The organism is Marinobacter sp. ATCH36 (assembly GCF_023555055.1).
GTDB lineage: Bacteria > Pseudomonadota > Gammaproteobacteria > Pseudomonadales > Oleiphilaceae > Marinobacter.
On sequence record NZ_JAMJPL010000001.1, the window covers coordinates 243,391 to 268,637 of the forward strand.

Here is a 25,247-nt window from a genome sequence, read left to right on the forward strand (position 1 = left end):
AACGATGCACCCTGAATACCAAACCGCAAAATTTTTGTGAAAAAGTGCATCTTTCTCTGCAACGGCGCCGTTCCCTCTTCTGTAAAACTAACAACAGAAGAGGAAAACGGAATGAATACACTGTTAAAACGCTCCGGCCTCGCACTCGCGGTAGCCGGACTCTGTCTGACAACCGGCCTGGGACACGCCTCCAGTCACCGGGAAGCCCCGTTCATCACGGAAATCCCCAAAGTAGATGGTACCGACTTTTACATGTTCCGCAGTTATGAAGCCGGTCGCGAAGACTTCGTCACCCTGATTGCCAACTACCTGCCGCTGCAGGATGCCTACGGCGGCCCCAACTATTTCGACCTGGACGAAGACGCCGTTTACGAAATTCATATCGATAACAGTGGCAACGCCCAGGAAGACCTGACATTCCGCTTCCAGTTCTCCGACATGCTGAACGACATCCAGTTGGCGGTGGGGCCTGATGGCGAGCAGAAAATGGTGTCCGTGCCGCTCAAAAACATTGGCGACGCCAGCGATGGCGACAATGTGCAGTTCAGCCAGGAGTACACGGTATCGGTTATCCGTGGTGACCGCCGCACCGGCACGGTACAGACAGCCACCAATGCCAGCACCGGCACAGAAACGTTTGCCAAGCCGCTGGACAATATCGGCGGCAAGTCGTTCGCGGATTACGAAGGCTATGCCAATGGGCATATCTTCGATATCGCCATTCCAGGTTGCAGCCCCAACGGGCAAGTGTTCGTGGGGCAGCGCAAGGAAGCCTTCGCCGTTAACCTTGGCGAGATTTTTGACCTGGTCAACACCAACCCTCTTGGCCCACGCAACGGCGAAGGTCCTGGCGACCTGGCCGATAAAAACGTGACCTCGTTTGCCCTGGAAGTGCCCACCGAGTGCCTGACCGGCACTGCAGCCACGGCCTCCGGCGATCCGGTGATCGGCGGCTGGACTACCGCCAGTGTCCGCCAGGCACGGGTTATTAATCCGGCACCGACCACCAATGGCAAGGGGGCATCCGTGGAGGGCGGCGCCTGGACCCAGGTATCCCGCCTTGGCATGCCGCTGGTCAACGAAGTCGTCATCGGCCTGAAGGACAAGGACGGCTTCAATGCGAGCGAACCCAAAGACGATGGCCAGTTCATCGACTATGTCACCCACCCGACGCTGCCGGAACTGCTGGAAATACTGTTCCCGGTGGAGGCACCCAACAACTTCCCGCGCAACGACCTGGTCACCGCGTTCCTGACCGGCGTACCGGACCTGAACCAGCCGGACGGCGTCACTGCTTCGGAAATGTTGCGTCTGAACCCCGCCATCGCGACCACCCCGGCGGGCAGCCAGAACGACCTGGGTGTGCTTGGTACTGACAACGCCGGCTTCCCCAATGGCCGCCGCCCGGTGGATGACACCGTAGATATCTCGCTACGAGTTGCCATGGGCGTGTTGGCGGATCCTGCCGATGCACCGAATGGTGATCTTGACTACACCGATGGTGTCCAGCTCGACCCGACCGAACTTCGGGAAACCTTCCCATACCTGGCTACCCCGATTGCCGGCTCACCCAACAGCTAACAGGAGGCCAAGATGGAATTATTTCTGAAAATGTCATGCCTGGTTGTGGTGACTGCAGCGCTGACTGGCTGTTTTAACGGCTCCAGCAGCGACCGGGCACCAAGGCCGGATCCGGATGTGGACTTCACGACTTTCGTGAAAACACAGATCGACAACACAAACGACACCCGTGAAGCGGTCCAGATCAACAAACAGGAGTTCAGCTTCAATGACCAGGACAACGAACAGGCGTTCGATGATCTGTTCATGCAATAGGACCCGCCGCCGGCTGACAGCAGTTCTGAAGCCGGCAAGCGCTTTCCCTGCCCTTCGGGGCGGGGCTTTTTGCGCCGGGATATCGGTTTTGCTGATGCTTTCCACCAGCGCAACCGCCGCACTGAAACCTATTGAGACAGACTTCGACGATAACCGCATTTTCATTGAGCTGCCGGAACCGGCTCTGTCGGCCCCAGCGCTTCCCGATTCACCGGAAAAACTGGCAGACATAATCCAGAGCCAGATTGTGCAATCCAGAAACACTGGCGACCCCCGTTTTCTGGGCTATGCCGAAGGACTTTTTCAACAATGGCCAGGAGAAATGACCGCCCGGCTCCAGGTACTTCGGGCAACAATGAAGCAGAGCCTTCACCAGTTCGATGCCGCGCGGCAGGATCTGGACACCGTGATTGCCGACTCTGACGACCCGCAACAACGGAACCAGGCAAGGCTTCTGCTGGCCAATCTGGAACTGGTTCAGGGCAACTACAAGCAAGCAAGGGAACATTGCACCCGCCTGCAGGAAACCTACCCGGGGCTGGTTTCCGCCAGCTGTGTCGCGCAGGTCAAGGCCCGCACAGGCAATGCCCCTGATGCCTACAACACCCTGAGAGAGCAGGTCCGATCGGCCAACACAAGAGATGTCACCGGCAGACTGTGGGCCGAAGGTACGCTCGGGGATATCGCTGCCCAACTGGGCAAAGACGAAACTACCGATCACTGGGTTGCCGTTCTAGGCGTCACCCCCGATGACCTTTACACCCGCAGTCAGCTCGCCGACTGGCATCTGGAACACGGCAACAAGGCCAGGGTTCTGGAACTGACCGAAGGCTACGAGAGCGTCGATTCTCTCGCGGTTATCCGGGCGATAGCATTGAAACGGTCTGGAGCCCCCCAAGCGGATACCCTTATCAGCGATCTGAGGGAGCGATTCGCCGAGGCCCGCTGGCGGGGTACCCTGCTGCATCAACGTGATGTTGCCCGCTTTCAGCTCGATATCGAGGAAAATCCCGCCGATGCTCTGGAAAACGCTGTCAATAACTGGAGCGATCAGCGCGAGCCACTGGATACCCGCCTTGTTCTCCGTGCATCCAGCGCTGCCGGCGACCAGCAACAACAGCAGGAGATCCGGGAGTGGCTTGAACAGCAGAGACAGACAGACGCCCGTTATCCGGAGGCAGGTTCATGAAGACATTATTTCAAAGCCCGTTGGCCACGCTCCTGGTGGCGTTTGTCACGCTGTTCTGCCAGAACGCGCTTGCCCACAAGGCCAGCGACAGCTTTATCTATGCAGACCTGAACAACGCGGATATCCGCATTGATGTCGCACTGCGGGATCTTGCATTGGTGCTGCCACTCGACCGCAACAGCGACCGGCAACTCAACGGTGCGGAAATTCGGGCAGCGCGGGAAAGCATTACCCGCTGGGTCGAACAGGGCGTCACCCTTGCCAACCATAGCGGTAACTGCACCCTGACAGGCAAACAATGGGGGTTGTCCGGCCACAGTGACGGCCCATACGCCGCCGGCCGCTACACCATCATTTGCCCGGACGGCGGTCCCCCGGAAACTCTGGAATACAACCTGCTGTTTGAGCAGGACCCGCTGCACCGCGGGCTGGTGAGCCTGGAAACCGGCGAGACCAGCACTCTCGGCGTTCTGGGCCCCGATAGCAGAACATTGTCACTGGCACCTTCAGCAAATTCCGGCGGTCTGCAGCTGTTTACAACCTTCCTGTACGAAGGCGTGATCCACCTGTTGATTGGCCTGGATCATATTCTCTTCCTGCTGGTACTGATGCTGCCGGCCACGCTCCGGAAGCATACAGACAGCCATCCACCAAAGTTAATGAAGAGCCGGCTACTGGAGCTTGCTGGCATAATCACGGCCTTCACCGTTGCCCACTCGATTACCTTGGCTTTGGCCGCTCTGAACGTAGTGCGCCTACCCATTGCCTGGGTCGAGACGGTGATTGCACTTTCCATTGCCATCGCCGCCCTCAACGTGATCTGGCCGATACTGGGCCGGAAGACCTGGAAGCTGGCGTTTGGATTCGGACTCATCCACGGATTCGGGTTCGCCAGTGTTCTCGGGGATCTGACCAGTGGCGTTTCACAGTTGGCGCTGGCGCTGGCAGGATTTAATATCGGTGTCGAGCTGGCGCAGCTTGCGCTGTTGATACTGGTATTTCCACTGCTCTACTTGTGGGGAAAGGCCCACGTTTACGGCAAGGCCGTAGTACCGGTGATACTGGTCGCCGTGGGCTCGATCAGCCTGTACTGGGTTGCCGAGAGAGCCATGGCGCTTTAACGGCGCCAGGCCCCGGCGCTATGGCCGGGGTTCTCGTCTTTGGTTAGTGCGGTTTGCGATCAGTGCAGTGCGCGGAGTTGGCGCGGATAGAGCGCTGCGCTGACTTCCGGCTCGTCAAGCAGATCCGCCAGTTCCATGTCTACCTCGGTTTCCTGACCCTCGTCGGGCAGTGGCTCGAACAGGGTGTTGAGCCACGATGTCACGGACGGTGCCTCATCGCGACCGTATTCCGTGGACAACGCCTTGATGCGCCGGAAACCAATGATCCGCTGGTGTTTCGGATCACGGATCTGCTCAAAGCCACGCCAGTAGATCCGGTCGCGGGTATGCAACTGGACAAACAGTGTGTCGATGGGCTCTGCAGGGTCTTCGCCGCGCACAGGTTCATCGTCAATGTCGTCCGCTGCCCGTATTTCTTCAGACACTGTGTCGGCCTTCGCCGGCTTTTTGTTGCGGATGGTGGTCCACGCCGGATAGAGCACGGCCACCGCATCGGCTTCCACATGCTCACGGGCGGCGCGGAGGATCAGTCCCCAGCGGGCCTTGTCGGCATCGGTTTCAAGAGAGTTAATGGGCAAGTCGTAGCTTTGTTCGCTGGACAGAACAATGGCCATCATCGGGGCATCAAGCTCCCCCATGGCCTCGGCCTGTGCTACAGACACCAGTTCGTCGATTGCCATCGGTTGGTTCATAATACGCTCGCCTCCTCGATGCCATCAGGGTCTTTCAGGGAGAAAGGGTTCTCCCTGACTCACAGCATAGCGTGTAACTGCCATAAAGATAAACGTGGATGCGGTGATCACGGATCACAATACGTCATTTATTGTTTCAGAGCGTAGTTACACCATCGCCTCCAGCCACTCGTAACGACCAAACCAGGGTCTGGCTTCTTCCAACTGCGCCGCCAGCTGTAGCAGTGTGGTTTCGTCACCATGGGGCGCACCGAACTGCACCCCGACAGGCAGTCCTGAAGCTGTCCAGTACATCGGCACCGACATTGCCGGTGTTCCGGTCAGGTTGGCCAACTGGGTAAAGGGTGTGCGGGCCAGGCTCTCGAGGGCCATCTGATCCACCTGACCACTACGATGGACCAGTTTACCAGCCTTGAGCATCAGCATCAGGCGTGCGGCCAGTTGCAGGTGGCCGGGCGTATCAAGCTCGCCAATTTTTGCCGGCAATTGTCCCGCTGTCGGGCAGAGATACATGTCGTAACCCTGAAAAAATGCTCCCAGCGCCCGGGCAAAATCATTCCACTGCTGGCGCCTTCGGACATAATCCGGCAACGGCATGGACCGGCCCAACATGGCAAGCAGCCGGGTATCCAGCTCAAAATCCTCATCCCTGGCGCCCAAATCGACCTTTGCCTTGTCCATCAGGGTCGATACTTCACCGAAATAAAGGCCGAGATAACAGCGGGCCAGCGCCATTCCATCAAACTCCGGGCGCGCATACTCCACCTGGTGCCCCAGAGCTTCGAGTACGCGGGCAGTGTCTTCAACCGCATCCACACACTCCGGCGCCACATCGGTTTCATAGGGAGAGGATGTAAATACGCCGATTCTGAGGCGGCGCGGTGCCTGGTGCATCAGCTCTGCATAGGGTGCTGGCGGCGGCGCAATGACGAACGGATCCCCTACTGCAGGACCGGACAGCACGTCGAGCATGGCGGCGCTGTCCCTTACGGTACGTGTTACCACGTGATCGGTAGAGGCACCCGTCCAGGCTTCTCCGACGAAAGGCCCCGAGGAAATACGGCCACGGGAAGGCTTGAGCCCGAACAGTCCATTATAGGCCGCCGGAATACGTATGGATCCGCCACCATCATTGGCGCCGGCAATGGGTACAATTCCGGCAGCCACCGCCGCACCGGATCCTCCGCTGGAGCCTCCGGGAGTGAGATCGGTATTCCAGGGATTACGGGAAGGCCCCCAGAGTTTTGACTCTGTCACCGCCTTGAGACCAAACTCCGGGGTTGCGGTACGGCCAAGAAACACCAGCCCGCCCGCACGGGCCCGGCGCACATATTCCGAGTCCTGCAGTGCAATATTGTTTTTCAGCCCACGACTGCCGAACGTACATGGATGCCCCTGTTGCTCCTGGGACAGATCTTTAAGCAGCATGGGAACGCCTGAAAAGGTACCATCAGGCTGGTAGGCCTGGCCCAGCGCATCGGAGAACTGGGGGTAGCAAATGGCGTTCAGCTTGCTGTTCACAGCCGCTGCCCGCTCGATAGCTGCCTCAGAGACTTCCCGGGCTGATACTTCATTTCGGCGAATCAGGTCGGCAAGCGCTACCGCGTCGTACCGGAGGTATTCGGATTGCTTCATGATCGATTCCATTTGTTATTCTGAACTCTGGAGATTGAGGGAACTACCGTCTATGAACAAGAGTCCCAGGCGCCGCTCACTTGCTGTCGCTTTCATGGTCACGTCCATTATTGCACCATTCCTGTGCGCCAGCGAACAACCGCCAGAGCCAGCGGAAAACTGGACCAGCATTGTCCGCAGCTCTCCCTATTGGGTAAGCCAGGGCGTTTACCACAACATCACCACTATCCGGCGCTGGGTGTTGAAAGAGTCCGGATACTGCTCTGACACAGACCGACACATTCTTTTCGATATGCGTGGCCAGTTCCTTGGCTATATCGACGATGAGAGCAGCCGCGAGGCTACCCAGAAGCGCCTGAACGACACCAGGCGCTCACTGGCCGCCAGCGGGCGTGCAGAAAGCTGGGCGGTCGGTGGCCCTGACAAAACCGGCTATCCTTTTGCGCTTGCCTGCGACCAGCCCCACGTCAATCTGGATGAAGCCGTCGCACGTTATCTGGGCACCCTGCCCACCGAACTGATCTGGGGCGCCTGGGATGACCTCTCCTTCGCCACTCAGAACAAACCCGAACCCCTTCACGATGCCCTGATTTACGTCTATGAAACGCGCACGCAGCAGCAAAGAAACAACTTGCCGGCCACATTGCCCAAATACCTTGCCGGTCAGGTGCTGATCGAGAGCAGCGGCCAGCAAAAGGCCCACTCCACAGCCGATGCCAAGGGCATACTGCAGCTGTCACCTTCGGCACTGAGCGACTGCCGGATCAAGCCTGCCAATCACTGGCACAGACTGGCACAGATTGATTGCGCCCTCAGATTAATGAATCAGAATGCGCGCAACCTGCAGGAACCGTTCAACCAGCGCTTTGGCGATTTGCCCGGCGGCAAACGTGACGAGCTCTTTACCCTGCTGCTGGTTCAGGCCTACCACGGTGGCGCGGGCCGCATAAAAGCCCTGCTGGATGATGACACCCTCTCCAGGCCTGCCGCCTACTTTGCCCGCGAACACGAGAGTTTCAGTGCCGGTGATATCGCTTTTGGCATGGTGTTTCACAACCTCGGGCGTGACCGTTTCGGCCTGGCGTCTTTGTACTATGTGGCCGACGTCAAACTGGCCACAGAGGCACTGTGCAAAACGTCGCGGCTTGGCAATACCCCTTTCTGTGAATAACTCCGGGAGCCCGGTTTGGAACTGACACTGATTCCGGAGGGCCTGACCGCCGCAACCGCAGGTTTTCTGCTGATGAGTTCGGTCGTAACCTCCATGATCACTGCCAGCCTGGGTGCCGGTGGTGGCGTTCTGTTACTGGTGCTGATGGCCTTCTGGATTCCGCCTGCGGCGATCATTCCGGTACATGGCATGATCCAGCTCGGTTCAAATGCGGGCCGGGCTACTCTGACCTGGCGCCATACCGACTGGAAAGCCATCGCAGCCTTCGCGCCCGGCGTGCTGGTGGGCGCTGCTTTGGGTGCCTGGGTGCTGGTAGACCTGCCAAGCTATCTCTGGCAGCTGACGATTGGGCTGTTTGTGCTGTACCTGTGCTGGGGGCCGGCACTACCGAAAGGAGCGTTTGGCAGTACCGGGGTTTTTCTGGCCTCCGGCCTTACCAGTTTCATCAGCCTGTTTGTGGGTGCCACTGGACCGCTGGTGGCATCCTTCATCAAACAGATGCATGTTGACCGCTTCACCACCGTGGCCACATTTGCCACGGCCATGACCCTTCAGCATGCCCCGAAAGCCCTGGTTTTCGGGCTTGCCGGTTTCATGTTCCGAGACTGGGTTTTGTTTATCCTGGCAATGATTGCCTTCGGCTTTGCCGGCACCTGGCTGGGACTTCATGTGCTCCGGTCCATGAGCAACCGCTACTTCAGCCGCGCGTTCAATCTTTTGCTCACGCTACTGGCGTTGCGGCTGCTCTGGCAGGCAGGGAGCTCCGCAGGCTGGTGGTAGAATGGCCTAATGAGACAGGGGCACGGTCACCACCTGGTTGCGACCGCGAGCCTTGGCGGCATAGCTACCCTCATCAGCTCTCGCAATCACTTCACGAGGGCCGGAGTCACCTTCGGACATTTCAGTCAGGCCAATACTCGCCGTGACGCCAAAGAATTTACCGTCCCGCTCGATGCGAATGGACTCAATCCCCCGGCGAATGGTTTCCGCCAGTTCCACGGCGCGCTCCAGGCCACAGGCGGGCAGAATAATGCCGAATTCATCACCGCCAAGACGTGCCACGGTGTCGGATTGCCGCACGGATGCCCGTAGAAGATCGGCAAGACGCCCGAGCAGGTCATCCCCCATCAGGTGTCCACCTTCGTCATTGACCGGCTTGAAATAGTCCAGATCAATCAACATGAGCACACTGGCAACGGTCTTTTTGTTGGTATCGCCCAGACATTTCACCAGCGACGAGTTAAACGCACGCCGATTGAGCAGCCCCGTGAGGCTGTCGTGGGTTGCCTCCCAGGACAGACGCTCCTCTTCACGGCGCCGTTCGCTGTCATCCCGAATCACCAGTATCAGTTGATGATGGTCACTACCCCTGTGCAGATGCAGTATGGCAAGATCCACGTCAAAGGTGCGGCCGCGGTTGTTCCTCATCGTTGCATACAGGTTGTCCACATCCGCACCGCGAAGGAAATCATCTGCCTCCCAGCGGCGGTTGTCGTTTTCTATCGCAACGCGCTCAAAGAAATTGGCCTGCTCACAACCCTCGGGCAGACCCAGGAAGCCACAGGCAGCCTCGTTGGCGTAACGGACAACCCCATTGACGTCCAGCATCAGCACACCTTCCTGGAGGACGCCCAGAATGCTGTCGGCCCGCTCCTGTTCTTCAGCCAGTTCCGCTTCGATTTCCAGTTCATGGGTGATGTCCCGGACCACAGTGATGGTACCAAGCGTTCGCTCTTCAGTACCGATGATTGCGGTCATCACATCCGCCCAGACCAATTGCTGATCCCTCCGGGTCTTCAGGCGGAAACGGCCCGTGAAAACTGCGTTGTTTCGCAGCGCATCCCTCCAGTCTTCCACTGCACTGGCACGGTCCTCCTCAAATACGCCTGCAATCAGTGGAGTATGAAGAAGATCATTGGAATCTATTCCGACAATTCGCTCGAAAGCGGGGTTGACGAATTCAATCCGGCCCAGCACATCGGTCTGGATAATGCCGATCGGGGCACTCTGGGTAAGAGAACGGAAGAAAGCTTCGCGTTCGGCAAGCGACGCCAGCACTTCGTCCCGTTCCTCCATGACGGTATTAAAGGTCTCCGCAACCTGGCGGATTTCCGAACCACCGGCAACGTCCACAGGCTCGGTACGGATGCCAAGATGACGTTCGCTGATCTGAAATCCAAGATTGCGTAAAGGGCCCATCAAACGCCGGAACACGATCAACGCCAATGGAGCGACCACCAGAATGACGATCAACAATACTTGTGCAAAGGTGTCCGCCAGCCGACTAACCGGGGCATAGGCTTCGTCCGCCGGCCATACCGCGGCCACAAACCATGGCACCTGGGACATCTGCCGCACTGACATGATCGTCTCGGTACCTTCCTGGTTATCGGTTCGGGCAGTACCCTCAAAGCCCGACATGGCGTCACGCAGCACCGGGTTTTCCAGCCTCAGTGGCGTCATGGTCTCACCGGTACGGCCGTGGGCAAGGGTTAAACCGCTGCGTGTGGCGATGCCAACATAGCCTGTCCTGCCAATGTGAACCCGGCTTATCTCCTCCATGAAGTTATCGCCGGCAAGAAACACCGCGCCTCCCAGAACTCCGATAAACCGTTGGCGATGGTCAAAAACGGGAGCAGTCATCATGATTGCTGGCCGATCCTCGTAGTTCAATACGAAGGGTTGGCTGATAATCGGAGTCAACTGATCGGACGTTTGCTGAAAATACTGACGTTCACTGATATTAAGCCCGATCTGTTGGTATTGCTCCGGATATTCAGCGATAACATTGCCATCGGTATCAAACAGGTAGACGCCATCGAAGAGGTGCTGGAGCGCTATCTCACGCCTGATGAGCACACGGGCCCGCGCAGTCAGTACGCTCTGCTCCATGGCAAACCCCTCTGCGACATGGACAAGGGTGTCCCTTCGTTGTGCGAGGCGTTGATCCAGATTGCTGGCGACCAGGTTGGCGATGGTTTCCACCTGTTCGCTGGCCTGAGTCTCAAGCTCAGCACGGCTGACCAGCGAGCTGATCACCGCCACGGCAGCGGCTGACAGCACAATAGTGAGCACCACAAAGGCAACCGCCCGGTTGACGAGACTGGCAAACCAACGCTTGATCAACACAGCGAGCAGGCTCCCGAGTACCGGGAATACTCCGCGGAGCACAATAATTTTTTACAGGGAGTACCAGAAATCTGGCTCACAGAGCAAAACACCATTTGTTGTAATCGGTTGCGACTGATCCTAGATGGTCAGTTTAACAGACAGACAGCATCTGAAAGGTTACAGGGCTTGCAAATTCAATGATAATCGTTACTATTTAGATCTATTTAATAATTGAGGTTTTCCTGATGTCAGACCCCCTGCTCACCGACGCTACCGGAGTCAGTACCGGCCCGGTCAGTCAGCTGATGGAAATGGGTGGCCCTGTAATGATGGTGCTGCTGGCAATCGCATTGGCGGGTGTCGTGACCTTCGTTTACCTCATGTTATTCGGGACTTTTTTTGCTCCCAAGTTCACTGCGAAGCTTAAAAAGGGCATTACGGTTTGGCAACAGAAGCCCGGTCGTGACGTACCCGGCCAGTTAAAACAGAACGCCGGCCGTTACAGCCGTCTGAATCCATTGCATCATCTGGTTATCAACACCATGAATGCACGCCTGGAAGGCACGGATCCGCAACAGATACGGGAGTCTGTTGCGAGGGACGCCCACGAAGCCCTGGAGCCTTTCGAAGCGCCGCTGAAAATCATCGAGGTGATTGCTGCACTGGCACCGCTGTTGGGCTTGCTGGGTACGGTAATGGGCATGATGGAAGCCTTCAGCGCCATGGCTGCTACCGAAGGCCGTGCCAACGCCTCCCAGTTGAGCGGCGGCATATACGAAGCACTGACTACCACGGCCGCCGGTCTGGTGATTGCCATTCCGTTTGCCGCCCTGGCAGCCTGGATCGAATTCCGCCTTCGTAGGATCCAGAAAACCATCAACAGTGTACTTGTCACGGTCTTGGCCGTGCCGGTGGCATCGCCCGGGCGTTTCGAAAACACAGAAAATGCGGAAACTGAGACAGACACCGCGACAGCAGCCCGTCGTTTTTCCGACTACTCCGATTCCGGACAGCAGGGCCGCCTGGCAAATGCAACTGGTTGAACCAAGGCCGGCACGGCCGATTCCCATCCGCATTACCCCGCTGATTGATGTGGTATTTATCCTGCTGGTGTTCTTCATGCTCACCAGCCGGTTGCTGCCCGTGAGCTTTATGGAGCTGACCAACAGCACTGGCGATACCAGCCCGGTCACTGGAGAGCCGGTGCCAGAGGTAACGGTTGAGCGTGATGGCCAGGCGATCTGGCGGGGAGAAACCTACGATATCGGGGCACTTGTGAGCGAACTGAAGGCTAGCGGCATCGACGAAATCAACCTCGCGACTGCGCCCACCACCCGTCTGACGGATTTCACCACCGCCTACAGCCAGTTGTCGGGCAGCGGCATCACCACCCACTGGAAACGTTCGCCGCAGCCTGCGGAGCAACCATGAGCGATCTGGTACCACCACCGGTTACTTCCGGGAAGTCCCTCATGGAGCGCCTGGAAGATGCCCTGCTGCCGCTCATCAACCTGGTGTTCCTGCTACTGATGTTTTTTATCGTAGCGGGCCAGTTATCGGATACGCCGTTGCCAGATCTTCCTGGCATGAATGATCAGGGGGGCAACGAGCAGCCCTATGCAGACCTGATCGTGACCGCCGCCGGTGACTGGCAGGTAGACGGGCAGAGCGTCCGCCCCGAAAGCCTTGCCAAGGTTCTGCCAGCTCCGGACGAGGAGTCCCCCCTTAAAATCGCCGCCGGGCAGAACATTGTCATGAGTGACCTCGAGACCCTGCTTCGGGCGCTTGAAGACAACGGTTACAGCGAAGTTATCCTGCTCACGGAGCCCGCCAGCTGATGGGTGCCAGTAAAACTGTTCGCAGCCTGTTGCTGATCATGTCTGTCGCCATCACCGCCCTGGCCCTGATGATTGCTGCGCCGGAGCGAGTGCCTGAACTAAAACCGCTTGGGGACACAACTGTCAATTCCGCGCCGGCCGTGCGGATATCCCTGGCTGGCGCCCGAAAGCCAGAAGTACAGGAACAACCACCGGAACCAAAGCCCAAGCCAGAACCCAAGCCCGAACCCAAACCAGAGCCCAAGCCCGAACCTGAGCCTGAGCCTGAGCCTGAGCCTGAGCCTGAGCCTGAGCCTGAGCCTGAGCCTGAGCCTGAGCCTGAGCCTGAGCCTGAGCCTGAGCCTGAGCCTGAGCCTGAAGTAGTGGAGCAGGTTGTTGAGGCCAACACAACGGACACCGAAACCAGTTCCGAAGAGCCTACGGAAAACACCGCTGACGAAGAGAATCCCAATCAACAGGTGGAACTCACCGCCGGCGACTCTTCCGACGTGGACAGCTACCTCACCGAACTGAGCCGCCACCTGAGCCGTTTTTACGAATACCCGCGCCGTGCTCGCCGTCTGGGCCAGGAGGGCTCACCCGTGGTGGTGTTCGAGTTCAGTCGTGATGGAAAACTGGTTCAGCATTCCTTGCGCAGATCCTCGGACCATTCACTGCTGGACGACGCAGCCCTGGAAATGCTCAAGGATGCCGAACCGTTACCGGAAGTACCGGAATCCATGAAAGGCAAAACCTTTACCTACGCCTTGCCCGTTCGTTTCAGCCTGCGCTGAGCAAGTTATTGCCTGGCCAGCAAGATCTCGCTCCGCAGCCAGCAAGGGATTGCCCGGACCGCCCCTCCATCATCTACCAATAACCCGTTAATTACTGTAATTAAACGCTTTTATTATTCTGGCACGGCCTTTGTTTATGAGTAAGCGTCCAGGGAAAACCCAGGGACACATACTCATTCACACGTCATGGAGCAGACTATGCCAACTCCTTGTTATATCAGCATCGAAGGCCAGACTCAGGGCAACATCACCGCCGGCGCCTTCACTTCCGATTCCGTCGGCAACATCTACGTTGAAGGCCACGAAGACGAAGTACTGGTTCAGGAATTCAGCCACGTTGTAACCGTTCCGACTGACCCCCAGTCCGGCCAGCCTTCAGGCCAGCGCGTTCACAAGCCGTTCAAGTTTACCTCTGCGCTGAACAAAGCCACGCCGCTTATGTACAACGCCCTGGCCTCCGGCGAAATGCTGCCGAAAGTTGAGCTGAAGTGGTACCGCACCTCTGTTGAGGGCAAACAGGAACACTTCTTCTCCACCATCCTGGAAGATGCCACTATCATCGACATCAACTGCAATATGCCCCACTGCCAGGATGCCGCCAGCGCTGACTTCACCCAGCTGGTAACGGCTTCGCTGTCTTACCGCAAGGTAACCTGGGAGCACGCTGTTGCCGGCACTTCCGGTGCAGATGACTGGCGTTCACCGATCGAGGGTTAAGACCAGCCTCGATATTGGAAAGGGAGCGGCAACTACCTCCCTTTCCAAACTATCAAAAGGAGCCTGTTATTACCGAAACTGACGTTTGCAGTAAATGGATTGATGCTGTTCCAAACCCCAAAGACCTTCTGACACCAACAAACGGCATCCGTAAGTGGGCAATTCGAGTAATCAGGGCTGCCGGCGAGCCTTTTGTACGTGGTAACATCGAAGTTAATTACACCTGCAAGGTTACTCGCGGACTACAGTTCAGAAACCTGCTGGAAGCATCTTTACGATAAACATGGACGTCTCAGAACAATGAAAATCGCCGTATCAATCATTTTTTCTCTGATCCTGGCAGGATGCGCCTCTACATCGTCAGTCCAGTTCTCACCGAGCCAGGATTACGCTATATCGGTCCGGTCAAACTTATTCGATGCCGTCCGCATCGACAACAATGACATAACGCTATTCAATAACGGAAAAGCACTCGGGTTCATTCGCGTGGAACCCATTCCCTCCGACGCCCCGTCGACATCTGAGTTCATTAACACCCTCAAATCGGCCTCAGAGTCTGAATCCGTCGAAACTCAAACGCTTGAGCTATATCCCGGTTTTACAGGGTTTTCAGCAGCGGTTCGTAACTATCAAACGGGCTACCTCATAAATGAAGAAAACCCAAGTTCCATTCTTATATTCAGCTTTCCAGAGGGCACGTTTGAAGACGTGGCGAAGACAATTTCGTCTGGTATCTGAGACGTTTCCGAGGCATCAAATTTATGCAACCCATTTCCGGCCATTGGCAGCGAACTCCACAATGAGCTCAAACACATTGTCGCACTTTTCCTTGAAAGCCACCCTGTCGTAGCTGTCCGGCAAATCCTTATCCAAGACTTCTTCAATGGCAGCTTTTACAGCACGGTGAGAGCCATCGTTCAGGTCTTCCGGCTTTGGGGTATAGCAATCCAGCACGTTGAAACCATGAATATGCTGGAGGCGCTGCAACAGCGCCTGCTCAATGTTATCTTCCGAAATAAAACTAGCCATCGGCCTGCCGACTCCATGGACCGATTGGGTGCCAGATTTCTCCAGAGATGTCCGCAGCACCACCCGTCATCACGGGACCGAGGAATTCAACCACTGCCACTGTGACTGCTTGCTGTCCACAAAAGCGGCAGAAAAGGGATTTGTTTCAGGAATTTTTGTTCCCCGTTTCTGGAAAGTGCGCTCAACCGCACCCTTCAGGTTTTCCAACCGGAATTCGTGCTGACGCGAGAGCAACCAGATATCGTAGAAATCCTTCATCCGGCTGTTCAGTTCGCCCAGGTTTACCATGGCCTGAAACTTCTCGGCGATTGACGATTCCGGCGTATAGCACTTGATTCGTGCAGCGGGAAAATCCAGTAAAGTCGGGAGCTCCAGCCAGGATGGAAACGGAAATATGGAATCACCGAAGCCCATGTCCAGTTGCATCGGAATTCTGGCCTTGTCGAGAAAACCGGTGAAGGTCACCCGCAGCCCCTGGTAGTCCGCGTCTTCGGTAATGGCCTCTGCTTTCAGGGTTTCCGGATCAAAACGCAAACCGTCATCTGTCACCTCAGCCGCAATAATGTCACGCACTTGGGCCCTGATCGCTTCCGGTTCATTGCTGGTCTGGCCCAGCATATCGATATCGCGGGTCGGGCGACTGGCTCAGCCGATACAGAAACCGTTCCATGGCGTAATACTGCAACAGTTCCTGGAAGGGGCGTTTTCTTCCCGGGATTTATTCAGCAGCTTCTGTCGAACAGACGCGGTGGTATTTCTGGCCATCGTGATCTCCTTTCACCTTGGTTATTCCGTTGATTGAGTGATTCCATTCACAGCCTGGCTTCCACGTAGGGCGCCATCACATTGGCAACTCGGCAGACTCGGGCGTATTCCATCAGCTTGCCAGGCAGAAAGGTTTTACGGGTCCGATAAAGCTCCAGCGCCTCAAGCACCACATCCATGCCGATGCGATTGCGGAACTTGAAGCAGTCCGCCAGGGTTTTCTCCGGGTTGTAGACCTGCAGAACGACGCCATCCGTATCCACCCGCTCAATACCCTCACTGAACGAACGCCCGGAAAACCGGTAACCGGCCACCGGCGGATAATCCAGAACCGGCAGGCGAGCTTCCCGCTCCACCGCCAGATGCACCTGATGGGGAATCTGCGTGGTGATACCGTGCCAGTCCAGTGCGGAAATCAGGCAGAGCACCGCATGGGGGAAACGGGTGGCCGCGGCTACCAGATCCGGGTTTTCTATCGGCGGAAGATCCGCGAGACGATATAGACCACGGCTGACCGGCTCGATCAGTCCCTCATCGCGCAGCTGATAGAACTGGTACCGAATAAAGCCCCGGGCCAGGGCCTCGCTCAGACGCAGCTGGCCGCCGTGCTGGCGGAACAGGGTTTGGAGTTGTGCCCGGGAAGATCGGGCAGAACTGGAATCAGACAAGTCGTCACCACTTATTAATATCTGGTGACATTTTGTCTGATTTCCGTTGAGGGTTCAAGCGGCGGCTTCGTTGCCGCTGTCCGACGGATCACTCTGCATGGAGGGCGGGAACTGGATATCCAGGTTTTCCACGGGAAGATCAGCCCGAGTACCGGCGTGGCGTATTCACTGGACTTGAGGTCGGAGTTGGCTCGAAGGTTATCGGCGGCGGACCAGAGGTCGTCTTCAAGCTGTTTGAGCTGTTCGGCATTCATGGTGGAAAGGCGTCTCCCAAAACGCCCACTACACAAAATGTGGAGGAGACTCTAAACAACATTGGGAGCAGAGGCCATAGCAAACTGTCGAATCGAAAGGTACCCTTGGTTTCTTGCCAGCGATACGCGACAGAAAGTTCACAGTCAGGTTTGCCTTTAATGTCCATTTCCCCTTATGAAGCCGTGACCATTGGCGGGCTAATGTGTTCAGTTACCGACAGAACACTCTGGTTACCCGCAAAAAAATGGGTACGGGAACAGTCACCGGCTGCAAGTCTGCTTTGTCGTGTCGGCTCGGGCCAGGCCACCTACCACCGCTTTGAACCCCGTGAGAAGCAGCACCAGATTACCTACGGCAAACGCATGATCATGGCCAAGTATCAGCCGGATGCTGCGATTAGCTGGCTTTCGGGCAGGGAAATCCGCCAGCACGGTTACTTTGGCGGTGAGGTTACAACGCTCAACCTGCTGGCCCATACCTGTTGCCACGAATTTGCCCATTTACTCCAGCACGTATCCGGTCAGCGTTACCGAGGCTCGGTTCACAACCGGCATTTCTACAAAATACTGGATGAGCTCCATGCCAGCGGTGGTGCAGAGGCCACTCGACGCCATCTGGCCAGAGAGGCAGAGATGGCAGGCGTTTCACTACCCGACGAGCAAATGCAGCCCCCGGACACCCGCCAGTTGATGGCAAACTGGGCAGTGGGGGACGTCGTGGCGTTTGGTGCCGGCAAGCGGCAGCTGGAAGGCAGGATTATCCGGGTGAACCGTAAAACCTGCACGGTTGAAGGTACCGGACCTTGCCGGGGGCTGAGATACCGGGTGCCGGTGGTTTTGCTAAGCGCTCTCGCTGACTGATACCGCAATGAGGTTACGCAGTTCCGGAATGCAGGAGCCGCAGTTGGTTCCGCACCGGAGCCTGTCCCCAAGCGTCTCTACCGACAGCGCACCATCTTCGATTGCGGCTCCGATCTGTTTCTCGCCCACCTGAAAGCAACTGCAGATAATCGCACCCGGATCTTCCACATCCACATCACGGGCTGCCAGAAGTGCACGACGGCTGACGGCGGAGAGTTCGAGTTCGGCAAAGCAGCCATCCAGCCAGCCCACTTCGGGGATCAAACCGGGATCGCTATCCACCATGAGAACAGCTTCCAGTTGTCCGTTGACAACCCGGGCCGCCCTGAACCGCCCCCTGGCAGCATCGGCCATGATCAGCTGGGGCGCCCCTCCCAGCCACTCCCTGGCGGCTGTCGGCCAGTCCACCGGTTGCCGCCCGGCCAGCCACCAGCTATCACAGTTCTGCAGCGGCACACGGCACCAGTAGTCGGATTGCCAGCGCCGGGGCCGATCGTGGCGCACCAGCAGCCGCCCGTGCCAACTGGTACGGAAGGGTGTGATGGCTGCAACACCGTGTTTTGCTTCAGGCTGCCCGGAAACGGGATCCGTTACCGATTCAGTCAATACTGTCGCCACGCCACTGGAGGCAAACTGGCGGTTCCAGTGAATGGGAATGAAAACCTCCCCTGGCCGCTGATTGCCATTCCGCCGCACCCGTCCCACAAACTCGCCCTTTTTAAGGGTCAGCCTGGCGAGATGTCCTTCCACCAGATTCAGCCTCTCGATGTCGTGGGGATGTACCTCCACAAACGGCTCTGAACGGTGAGCCAGCAGGCGAGGTGTGTTGGCTGTCCGGGTCATGGTGTGCCACTGGTCCCTTACACGACCAGTGTTCACTATCATGGGAAATTCATCGCAGGGTTGCTGTTCGGGCAGCACCGTGTTGATAGCGACAAAGCGGGCGCGATGGTTGTCGGTCATGAAACGACCGTCGGCAAACAGTCTGGTCGAGTCGGTTGACCTGGAGGCCGGCAGCACAGGCCACTGCACCGGCTCCAGGGTTTCGTAACCCGCGTTGCTGAGGTTGGCCAGGCCGGAGAGATTGAAGAGCCGCTCACCGTCGTTTTCATGGGCCGACAAGGCGGCGTGCTCGCGAAATATGTCTGCTGGCTGCCGATAATCAAAGGCGCCTCCGAAGCCCAGTTTTTCCGCCACCGAACTCATTATCCACCAGTCCGGTTTTGCCTCGGCCGGCAGGGGCAGAAAGCGTCGCTGACGCGAAATAAGTCGTTCAGAGTTGGTCACCGTGCCATCCTTTTCACCCCAGCCCGCGGCAGGCAGCAGTATGTCAGCGAGAGCCGTGGTGTCGGTATGGGCGACGCAATCAGACACAATCACCGTTGGACAACGTGCCAGCGCTTCCCGCACCCGCGCCGAATCCGGCAGGCTGACCGCCGGATTGGTGCCCATAATCCAGATCACCCGGATTTCGCCCCGGTGAACGGCTTCAAACATGTCCACTGCCTTCAGTCCGGGCCCGTCGGCCACCTCGCTGGTTCCCCAGAACCCAGCCACCCGTGCCCTGGCACCACGGCTGTCATAGTCCATGTGAGCGGCCAGTGTGTTGGCCAGACCACCCACTTCCCGGCCACCCATGGCGTTGGGCTGTCCGGTCAGGGAAAACGGCCCTGCACCCGGCTTGCCAATTCGGCCGGTAGCCAGGTGGCAGTTTATGATGGAATTACCCTTGTCGGTGCCGGCCACGGACTGATTAACTCCCTGGGAGAAGGCAGTGACCGTGCGCGGTGTCGATGCGAACCAGCGATAGAAGGTCTCCACATCGTTCGGCGACAAGTCACACTGCCTGGCCACCGACACGACATCGGGGGCAGCAGAGCGTGAGCTGGCCAAGGCTTCCTCAAAACCCTGGCAATGGGCATCAATGTAGGTCCGGTCCATACCGCCCTCATCCGCCAGCCACCGCAGCAAGCCATTAAACAGCACGGTATCGGTGCCCGGGCGCAACGCCAGGTGCAGGTCCGCCAGCTCGCTGGTCGCGGTGCGTCGCGGATCGATCACCACAACCCGGCGCCCCTCCCTGGCAGCGGCTTTCATGCGCTGGTAAAGCACTGGATGTGCCCAGGCCGCGTTGCTGCCGGTGAGAACCAACAGGTCCGCCAGTTCCAGATCCTCATAACAGCCGGGCGCCACATCGGCACCAAAAGCCCGTTTGTGAGCCGCAACCGCCGACGACATGCAAAGCCGGGAGTTGGTGTCCACGTTGGCCGTGCGCAGAAAGCCCTTGGCCAGTTTGTTGGCCACGTAATAGTCTTCGGTCAGCAACTGGCCGGATAAATAGAAAGCGACGGAGTTAGGCCCGTATGTGTCAATGCTGTCGCGAATGGCGCCCGCCACTTCATCAAGCGCATGGTTCCACGCGGACTGCCGCCCTCTGACAAGCGGATACAGCAACCGACCGGCCTGCCCGGTGGTCTCGTGCAAACTGGCACCCTTGACGCACAACCGCCCGTGGTTGGCAGGGTGGGCGGTATCTCCGGCTACGGGCTTGCGGGTGTCGGGGTTTGCCAAAACGCCGCACCCCACCCCGCAATAGGGGCATGTAGTGTGGACAGATGGGTTACCAGCTTTTTGCGAATCCACGGCATCTCCTGGCATCACAAACACAAAAAAGCCCGCGATGCCCGATCTGATATTGAACAGACAGGACATGCGGGCTTCTTTGCCAAAATTATTGTCCGGGCTGGGTCTGCCCGGTATTTTCACGCAGTATCACCGCTGGCCTGCAAATCCAGGGCCATTATTGCCGAAACCTATCGCCGGCCTTACTCCGACCATCAAGGACAAGGCGGATGGCGGTGTCATTCAGACACAAAACAGTGCAAAACCTCGGGAAACGCCCAACGACCGCGCAGGATTTTCAGGCAAAAAAACTGACAATTCCTGCCGGGACCCTGCATTGGCCAGGTTGCAATACACTGGCAGATTCTTTGCTTACCCCTCTACACAAGACAAGGCACAAGACGCCTTGTTGAATGAATAGCCATTCCCAGTCAACGACTGTTCAGTTGAGGAATCCATCATGAATTCGCCAGCCCCCCTTCGTATCCTTCTGATCGACAAGGACCCCGAACGGGCAAGCCAGGTTTGTGCCGCACTCAGGCACGAGGGCCACGAAGTGATTCGCCAGCGCCCGGATGCCACCGGCCTGACGGCAGCCGTGGCCCGCGACCAACCGGACATGGTGATCATTGATATGGACTCGCCGGATCGGGATACCCTGGAAAACATGAGCACCCTCAATGCCCATGCCCCGCGACCCATTGTCTTCTTTGCCGACCAGCCCGGCGACCGCGCCACCATTCATGCCGCAGTGAAAGCCGGTGTTAGCGCCTATGTGGTTGACGGCATACAGCCGGAGCGTGTGCGGTCGATTATCGATTCGGCGGTGGCACAGTTCGAATCCTTTCAGGCGCTGCGGGCCGAATTAGAGGAGACCCGCTCGGCGCTGGAGGACCGCAAGATCATCGAGAAGGCCAAAGGCCTGATCATGCGGCATGAAGGCTGTGACGAAGAAACCGCCTATCGCATGCTGCGAAGCTCTGCCATGGAGCACAGCGAACGCCTGGCGGTCATGGCGGACCGCGTTATTACTTTGCTTGAAAGCCGCAGCCCGGGCCCCGGCCGGTCAGTCCGGAAAGCCTCGTAACCATGGTTCATCCAACGCCGCTCCACAGACATCCCGGATTTCATGTTCGTCTCGGCTTCGTGCCACTGCTGGACAGTGCGCCACTGATTGTGGCCCGTGAACTGGGATTGTTCGATGCCGAGGGGCTTGATGTCGAACTGGTTCGCGAGGGTTCCTGGGCGTCTCTGAGGGACAAAGTTACGTTCGGTCTGATCGACGGCGGCCATATGCTGGCACCCATGCCACTGAGTATGTCGCTGGCCAGTGACCGGCCGAAAGTGCCTGTCGTGGTGGGCATGGTGCTGAGCCGTAATGGCAATGGCATCACCCTTGGCAACAGACTGTTTGGTGATCTGCTCCATGCCGCAACGAATCTGGACAATCCCATTGCAACCGCCCGCGAACTGATCGGCCTGGCAAAACACCGAGGTAAGCCCATACGCCTGGCCTCTGTCGCACCCTGGTCCAGTCACGACCTCCAGCTCCGCGACTGGCTTGCTTCTGCCGGCCCCGATGCGGAACACCATATCCAGATTATCCCGGTGTCACCGATCCAGATGGTCGATGCGTTCCGCTCGAATGCCATCGAGGGCTGTTGCGTGGGAGAACCCTGGAACAGCCTGCTGGAGTACGAAGACCTGGGGCATATCCTTCATTCAGGCCACCAGATATGGCAGAACGCCCCGGAAAAGGTCCTGGGTATGCGAGCTGACTGGATGTCGCAACACGGCGTAATGTACCGACACCTGCTGCGCGCTCTGCTGGCTGCCTGTCAGTGGCTGGATAACCCCCACAACCACCGCCTGCTACGGAAAATCCTGGCAAAACCGGAATACCTCGGTGAGCAGATCAACGTACTGGACAACCACCCCTACAGCCTGTTCCATCCGCGGCTGGAACAGCACTTCTTCCGTCATTCCGCCAATTTTCCCTGGTTATCGCAGGCCCACTGGCTTGCCTCACGTCTGACTCTCCGCGGACAACTGGGTCCTGTTTCCGGTGAAATGTTGCGTCAGGTAGTCCGGCCCGATCTGTTCCGGGATGCAGCCGCTTCCATGGGCATAGATACACCGGTTGTCGATAGCAAGACAGAGGGGCAGCACCAGTGTCCGTTTACGCTTTCCGGTCATTACGGCCCCGTTGACGTAGCCAGCGACAGACTGCTGGGTGAACACCTGCACGACTGGATGGCAGACAACCACGACTACTCCGGTTCGCCCAACAATGAAGCGTCGCGCACTAAAACGGCCACCGGAAACGGGTCGGAGCAAGGAAACTAAAACCGGATTTGTGCATTCATCCCTTATTTTCATGGTACTGAAGAACTGGCACGCCATCTGCTTATGATATAACAGACGATCTTGCATTCACTGCACGTTTTATCGGCAGTAATGGAAACTTGAAAACATCAGGCATTGACGCCTGCGTCCCGAAAACGGGAGGCAGGCTTTTTTTTGTCTGAAAAAAACTCCGGGAGAGCACCATGCAACTGAAAACACTGGCAGCCACGATACTGATATTGGCCGGAACCGGAACAGCGCAAGCTGAGATTGGCCCGGCGGAAAAGCCGGACCTGCGGCTCGGTTTCATCAAACTGACCGATATGGCACCGCTGGCCATTGCCTGGGAACAGGGCTTTTTCATGGATGAAGGCCTGTTCGTGGAACTCGAAGCCCAGGCCAACTGGAAAGTGCTGCTGGACGGGGTCGTGACCGGCACTCTCGACGGTGCCCATATGCTCGCGGGCCAGCCCCTTGGAGCCACCATCGGCTACGGCACCCAGGCAGACATTATCACCGCATTCAGCATGGACCTGAACGGCAACGGCATCACCGTTTCCAACGATGTCTGGGAACAGATGAGCCCGCATATTGGCAAAAACGAGGACGGCAACCCCGCCCACCCCATCAGCGCGACTGCCCTGAAACCGGTAATCGAACAATACCGTGACGAGGGCGAGCGCTTTCGCATGGGAATGGTGTTTCCGGTATCCACCCATAATTACGAGCTCCGTTACTGGCTGGCGGCCGGTGGCCTCAACCCTGGCTACTACGCCCCACAACGAGGCGACACCAGTGGCAACATCGACGCCGATGTGCACCTGTCCGTCACACCTCCGCCGCAAATGCCGTCTACCATGGAAGCCGGCACCATCCAGGGCTATTGCGTAGGCGAGCCCTGGAACCAGCAGGCGGTCTTCAAGGGTATCGGCGTGCCGGTTATCACTGATTACGAGATCTGGCCCAATAACCCTGAGAAGGTGTTCGGGGTCACCGAGGCCTGGGCCGAAAAGTATCCCAACACTCATCTTCGCCTGCTCCGCGCGCTGATCCGTGCAGCCCATTGGCTGGATGAAAACGACAACGCCAACCGTGAAGAGGCGGTGAAGATCCTATCGCGCTCCAGCTACGTGGGGGCCGACGAGGAAGTGATCGCCAACTCCATGACCGGCACCTTCGAGTATGAAAAAGGCGATGTGCGCGAAGTACCGGACTTCAATGTGTTCTTCCGCTATTACGCCACCTACCCCTATCCCTCCGATGCCATCTGGTACCTGAGCCAGATGCGCCGCTGGGGCCAGATCCCGGAGCCAAAATCCGATGACTGGTACATGGAGACCGCAGCCAGGGTCTACCGCGCCGACATCTACAAAGAGGCTGCCCGCACACTGATCGAAGACGGCACTCTTGACGCGGAAGACTTCCCGGACCTGGACGCAGAGAACTTTGTGCGCCCGCACCAGGGCGAGCTGATTGACGGCGTGGCCTTCACGCCAAGAGAGCCAAATACCTACATCGACAGTTTCGATATTGGCCTGAAAGGCTCGCAAACCCCTTAAGCATCGAGTGTCAGGAGACATCATATGACCACACTCAGCCAGACCGACTCGTTATCACAGGGCCAACGATGGCTCCGTGCACTGACTGAAACACTGACAGGAATGGACATGGCCGAAACCGGTCGACAACTCCTGTTACCGGCTATCGGCATCGTTCTGTTCCTCGGGTTCTGGCATCTGGCCGCCCCCCAGGTGCAGACGTCCCTGGGTGCCTTTCCGGGCCCGACGGATGTCTGGGAACAGTCCGGCCAACTGTGGCAGGAGCACAGCAACCAGCGGGACCGGGCGGCACAGTTCGTGACCATGCAGGAAGAACGCAACGAGCGCATTTTGGCAGAAAATCCGGATGCGGAGGTGAAGATACGCAGCTACCCGGGGGCGCCTACGTTCATCGACCAGATCTTTACCAGCCTGGGCACCGTGCTGGCCGGTTTTGTTCTAGCGACGATCATTGCGGTACCACTGGGCATCGTCATCGGCCTGAATCGTCACTTCTCAGCGGCGGTCAATCCATTGATCCAGATTTTCAAGCCGGTATCACCACTGGCCTGGCTACCGCTGGTGACCATGGTGGTGTCCGCCACTTATGTCAGCGACGATCCGATGTTCGAGAAGTCATTCCTGACCTCGATGATCACCGTCACCCTGTGCAGTCTCTGGCCGACTCTGATTAATACCAGTGTGGGTGTTTCGGCGGTTAACCCCGATCTGTTGAACGTTTCAAAAGTGCTGCAACTGTCTTTCTGGACCCACGTTCGCAAGGTGGTGCTTCCATCATCTGTACCCATGATCTTTACCGGCCTGAGAGTTTCCTTGGGTATCGCCTGGATGGTGTTAATTGCAGCCGAAATGCTCGCCCAGAGCCCCGGCCTCGGCAAGTTCGTCTGGGACGAATTTCAGAACGGCAGCAGCGAATCCCTAAGCCGCATCATGGTCGCCGTATTGGCGATCGGTTTTATCGGCTTTCTGCTCGACCGAATCATGCTGCTTATTCAAAAGAAAGTGGCGTGGAACGAATAGAAATAGGCATAGAGCTGGCAGGCAGGGTGGTCCGGGGACG

At 57.6% G+C, this 25,247-nt stretch carries 25 protein-coding genes; 18 read left to right on the forward strand and 7 right to left on the reverse strand.

Annotated features, from left to right (window positions below):
• Positions 1-111: 111 nt before the first annotated feature.
• The 4 genes from M8010_RS01045 (at position 112) to M8010_RS01060 (ending at position 4,146) form a co-directional block, all read left to right on the forward strand.
• The gene (locus M8010_RS01045) at positions 112-1,581 is read left to right on the forward strand and encodes a DUF4331 domain-containing protein (protein WP_250086962.1); all 1,470 of its coding nucleotides are present in this window, start codon (positions 112-114) and stop codon (positions 1,579-1,581) included.
• Positions 1,582-1,593: 12 nt separating this feature from the next.
• A complete protein-coding gene (locus tag M8010_RS01050; protein ID WP_250086964.1) occupies positions 1,594-1,836 on the forward strand; it encodes a hypothetical protein in 243 nt (80 codons plus the stop codon).
• 94 nt (positions 1,837-1,930) lie between these two features.
• A complete protein-coding gene (locus tag M8010_RS01055; protein WP_250086966.1) occupies positions 1,931-3,025 on the forward strand; it encodes a tetratricopeptide repeat protein in 1,095 nt (364 codons plus the stop codon).
• Positions 3,022-4,146 carry a HupE/UreJ family protein gene (locus tag M8010_RS01060; RefSeq protein ID WP_250086968.1) on the forward strand — a complete coding sequence of 375 codons (1,125 nt, stop codon included), beginning with the start codon at positions 3,022-3,024 and terminating at the stop codon, positions 4,144-4,146. Before M8010_RS01055 ends, M8010_RS01060 begins: the two co-directional genes overlap by 4 nt.
• 59 nt (positions 4,147-4,205) lie before the next feature.
• Here M8010_RS01060 and M8010_RS01065 read toward each other — a convergent pair whose 3' ends face one another.
• Together M8010_RS01065 and M8010_RS01070 are read right to left on the reverse strand one after the other, a co-directional pair.
• Positions 4,206-4,838, reverse strand: coding sequence for a hypothetical protein (locus M8010_RS01065; protein ID WP_250086970.1), 633 nt, complete (start codon positions 4,836-4,838; stop codon positions 4,206-4,208).
• A gap of 147 nt (positions 4,839-4,985) precedes the next feature.
• Positions 4,986-6,473, reverse strand: coding sequence for an amidase (locus M8010_RS01070; protein ID WP_250086971.1), 1,488 nt, complete (start codon positions 6,471-6,473; stop codon positions 4,986-4,988).
• 52 nt (positions 6,474-6,525) lie between these two features.
• Here M8010_RS01070 and M8010_RS01075 point away from each other — a divergent pair, with 52 nt between their 5' ends.
• A complete protein-coding gene (locus tag M8010_RS01075; RefSeq protein WP_250086972.1) occupies positions 6,526-7,644 on the forward strand; it encodes a lysozyme family protein in 1,119 nt (372 codons plus the stop codon).
• Positions 7,645-7,659: 15 nt separating this feature from the next.
• Positions 7,660-8,424: a sulfite exporter TauE/SafE family protein gene (locus M8010_RS01080; protein WP_250086974.1), complete on the forward strand. Its 765-nt coding sequence runs from the start codon at positions 7,660-7,662 to the stop codon at positions 8,422-8,424.
• Between the two features lie 6 nt (positions 8,425-8,430).
• On the opposite strand, the gene M8010_RS01085 is transcribed toward M8010_RS01080, so the two are convergent.
• Positions 8,431-10,773, reverse strand: coding sequence for a sensor domain-containing diguanylate cyclase (locus M8010_RS01085; RefSeq protein WP_349666079.1), 2,343 nt, complete (start codon positions 10,771-10,773; stop codon positions 8,431-8,433).
• Positions 10,774-11,000: 227 nt separating this feature from the next.
• On the opposite strand from M8010_RS01085, the gene M8010_RS01090 reads away from it, so the two are divergent.
• From M8010_RS01090 to M8010_RS01115, 6 genes are all read left to right on the forward strand, one after another.
• Positions 11,001-11,798 (forward strand): MotA/TolQ/ExbB proton channel family protein, encoded by a 798-nt coding sequence (locus M8010_RS01090; RefSeq protein WP_250086977.1) that lies wholly within the window; start codon positions 11,001-11,003, stop codon positions 11,796-11,798.
• The gene (locus M8010_RS01095; protein WP_250086980.1) at positions 11,785-12,186 is read left to right on the forward strand and encodes an ExbD/TolR family protein; all 402 of its coding nucleotides are present in this window, start codon (positions 11,785-11,787) and stop codon (positions 12,184-12,186) included. Before M8010_RS01090 ends, M8010_RS01095 begins: the two co-directional genes overlap by 14 nt.
• Complete coding sequence (locus M8010_RS01100) at positions 12,183-12,593, forward strand: ExbD/TolR family protein (RefSeq protein ID WP_250086982.1); 411 nt, start codon at positions 12,183-12,185, stop codon at positions 12,591-12,593. The genes M8010_RS01095 and M8010_RS01100 overlap by 4 nt, the downstream gene beginning before the upstream one ends.
• Complete coding sequence (locus tag M8010_RS01105; RefSeq protein ID WP_250086984.1) at positions 12,593-13,366, forward strand: energy transducer TonB; 774 nt, start codon at positions 12,593-12,595, stop codon at positions 13,364-13,366. The genes M8010_RS01100 and M8010_RS01105 overlap by 1 nt, the downstream gene beginning before the upstream one ends.
• A 198-nt stretch (positions 13,367-13,564) precedes the next feature.
• Positions 13,565-14,083, forward strand: coding sequence for an Hcp family type VI secretion system effector (locus tag M8010_RS01110; protein ID WP_250086986.1), 519 nt, complete (start codon positions 13,565-13,567; stop codon positions 14,081-14,083).
• 300 nt (positions 14,084-14,383) lie between these two features.
• Positions 14,384-14,821, forward strand: coding sequence for a hypothetical protein (locus M8010_RS01115; RefSeq protein WP_250086988.1), 438 nt, complete (start codon positions 14,384-14,386; stop codon positions 14,819-14,821).
• 21 nt (positions 14,822-14,842) lie between these two features.
• On the opposite strand, the gene M8010_RS01120 is transcribed toward M8010_RS01115, so the two are convergent.
• The 3 genes from M8010_RS01120 to M8010_RS01130 form a co-directional block, all read right to left on the reverse strand.
• The gene (locus M8010_RS01120) at positions 14,843-15,112 is read right to left on the reverse strand and encodes a hypothetical protein (RefSeq protein WP_250086989.1); all 270 of its coding nucleotides are present in this window, start codon (positions 15,110-15,112) and stop codon (positions 14,843-14,845) included.
• 69 nt (positions 15,113-15,181) lie between these two features.
• A complete protein-coding gene (locus M8010_RS01125) occupies positions 15,182-15,730 on the reverse strand; it encodes a nucleotidyl transferase AbiEii/AbiGii toxin family protein (protein WP_250086990.1) in 549 nt (182 codons plus the stop codon).
• Between the two features lie 194 nt (positions 15,731-15,924).
• Positions 15,925-16,545 (reverse strand): type IV toxin-antitoxin system AbiEi family antitoxin domain-containing protein, encoded by a 621-nt coding sequence (locus M8010_RS01130; protein ID WP_250086992.1) that lies wholly within the window; start codon positions 16,543-16,545, stop codon positions 15,925-15,927.
• 413 nt (positions 16,546-16,958) lie between these two features.
• Between M8010_RS01130 and M8010_RS01135 the strand changes: the two genes are divergently transcribed.
• Positions 16,959-17,660, forward strand: a complete 702-nt coding sequence (locus tag M8010_RS01135; protein WP_250086995.1) for a hypothetical protein — start codon at positions 16,959-16,961, stop codon at positions 17,658-17,660.
• Here the strand turns inward: M8010_RS01135 and M8010_RS01140 are convergent.
• Entirely contained in the window at positions 17,640-20,318 is a 2,679-nt protein-coding gene (locus tag M8010_RS01140) for a nitrate reductase (RefSeq protein WP_250090074.1), read from the reverse strand. The genes M8010_RS01135 and M8010_RS01140 overlap by 21 nt on opposite strands.
• A gap of 22 nt (positions 20,319-20,340) precedes the next feature.
• Here M8010_RS01140 and M8010_RS01145 point away from each other — a divergent pair, with 22 nt between their 5' ends.
• The 5 genes from M8010_RS01145 to M8010_RS01165 all read left to right on the forward strand — a co-directional run bounded on the left by M8010_RS01145 (position 20,341) and on the right by M8010_RS01165 (position 25,207).
• Positions 20,341-20,703 carry a hypothetical protein gene (locus M8010_RS01145; RefSeq protein WP_250090159.1) on the forward strand — a complete coding sequence of 121 codons (363 nt, stop codon included), beginning with the start codon at positions 20,341-20,343 and terminating at the stop codon, positions 20,701-20,703.
• Between the two features lie 39 nt (positions 20,704-20,742).
• Complete coding sequence (locus M8010_RS01150) at positions 20,743-21,369, forward strand: ANTAR domain-containing response regulator (protein ID WP_250086997.1); 627 nt, start codon at positions 20,743-20,745, stop codon at positions 21,367-21,369.
• Between the two features lie 2 nt (positions 21,370-21,371).
• A complete protein-coding gene (locus tag M8010_RS01155; protein WP_250086999.1) occupies positions 21,372-22,628 on the forward strand; it encodes a CmpA/NrtA family ABC transporter substrate-binding protein in 1,257 nt (418 codons plus the stop codon).
• Positions 22,629-22,831: 203 nt separating this feature from the next.
• On the forward strand, positions 22,832-24,187 hold the full coding sequence (locus tag M8010_RS01160) for a CmpA/NrtA family ABC transporter substrate-binding protein (protein WP_250087001.1): 1,356 nt from the start codon (positions 22,832-22,834) through the stop codon (positions 24,185-24,187).
• Between the two features lie 24 nt (positions 24,188-24,211).
• Positions 24,212-25,207, forward strand: coding sequence for an ABC transporter permease (locus M8010_RS01165; RefSeq protein WP_250087003.1), 996 nt, complete (start codon positions 24,212-24,214; stop codon positions 25,205-25,207).
• Positions 25,208-25,247 lie beyond the last annotated feature (40 nt).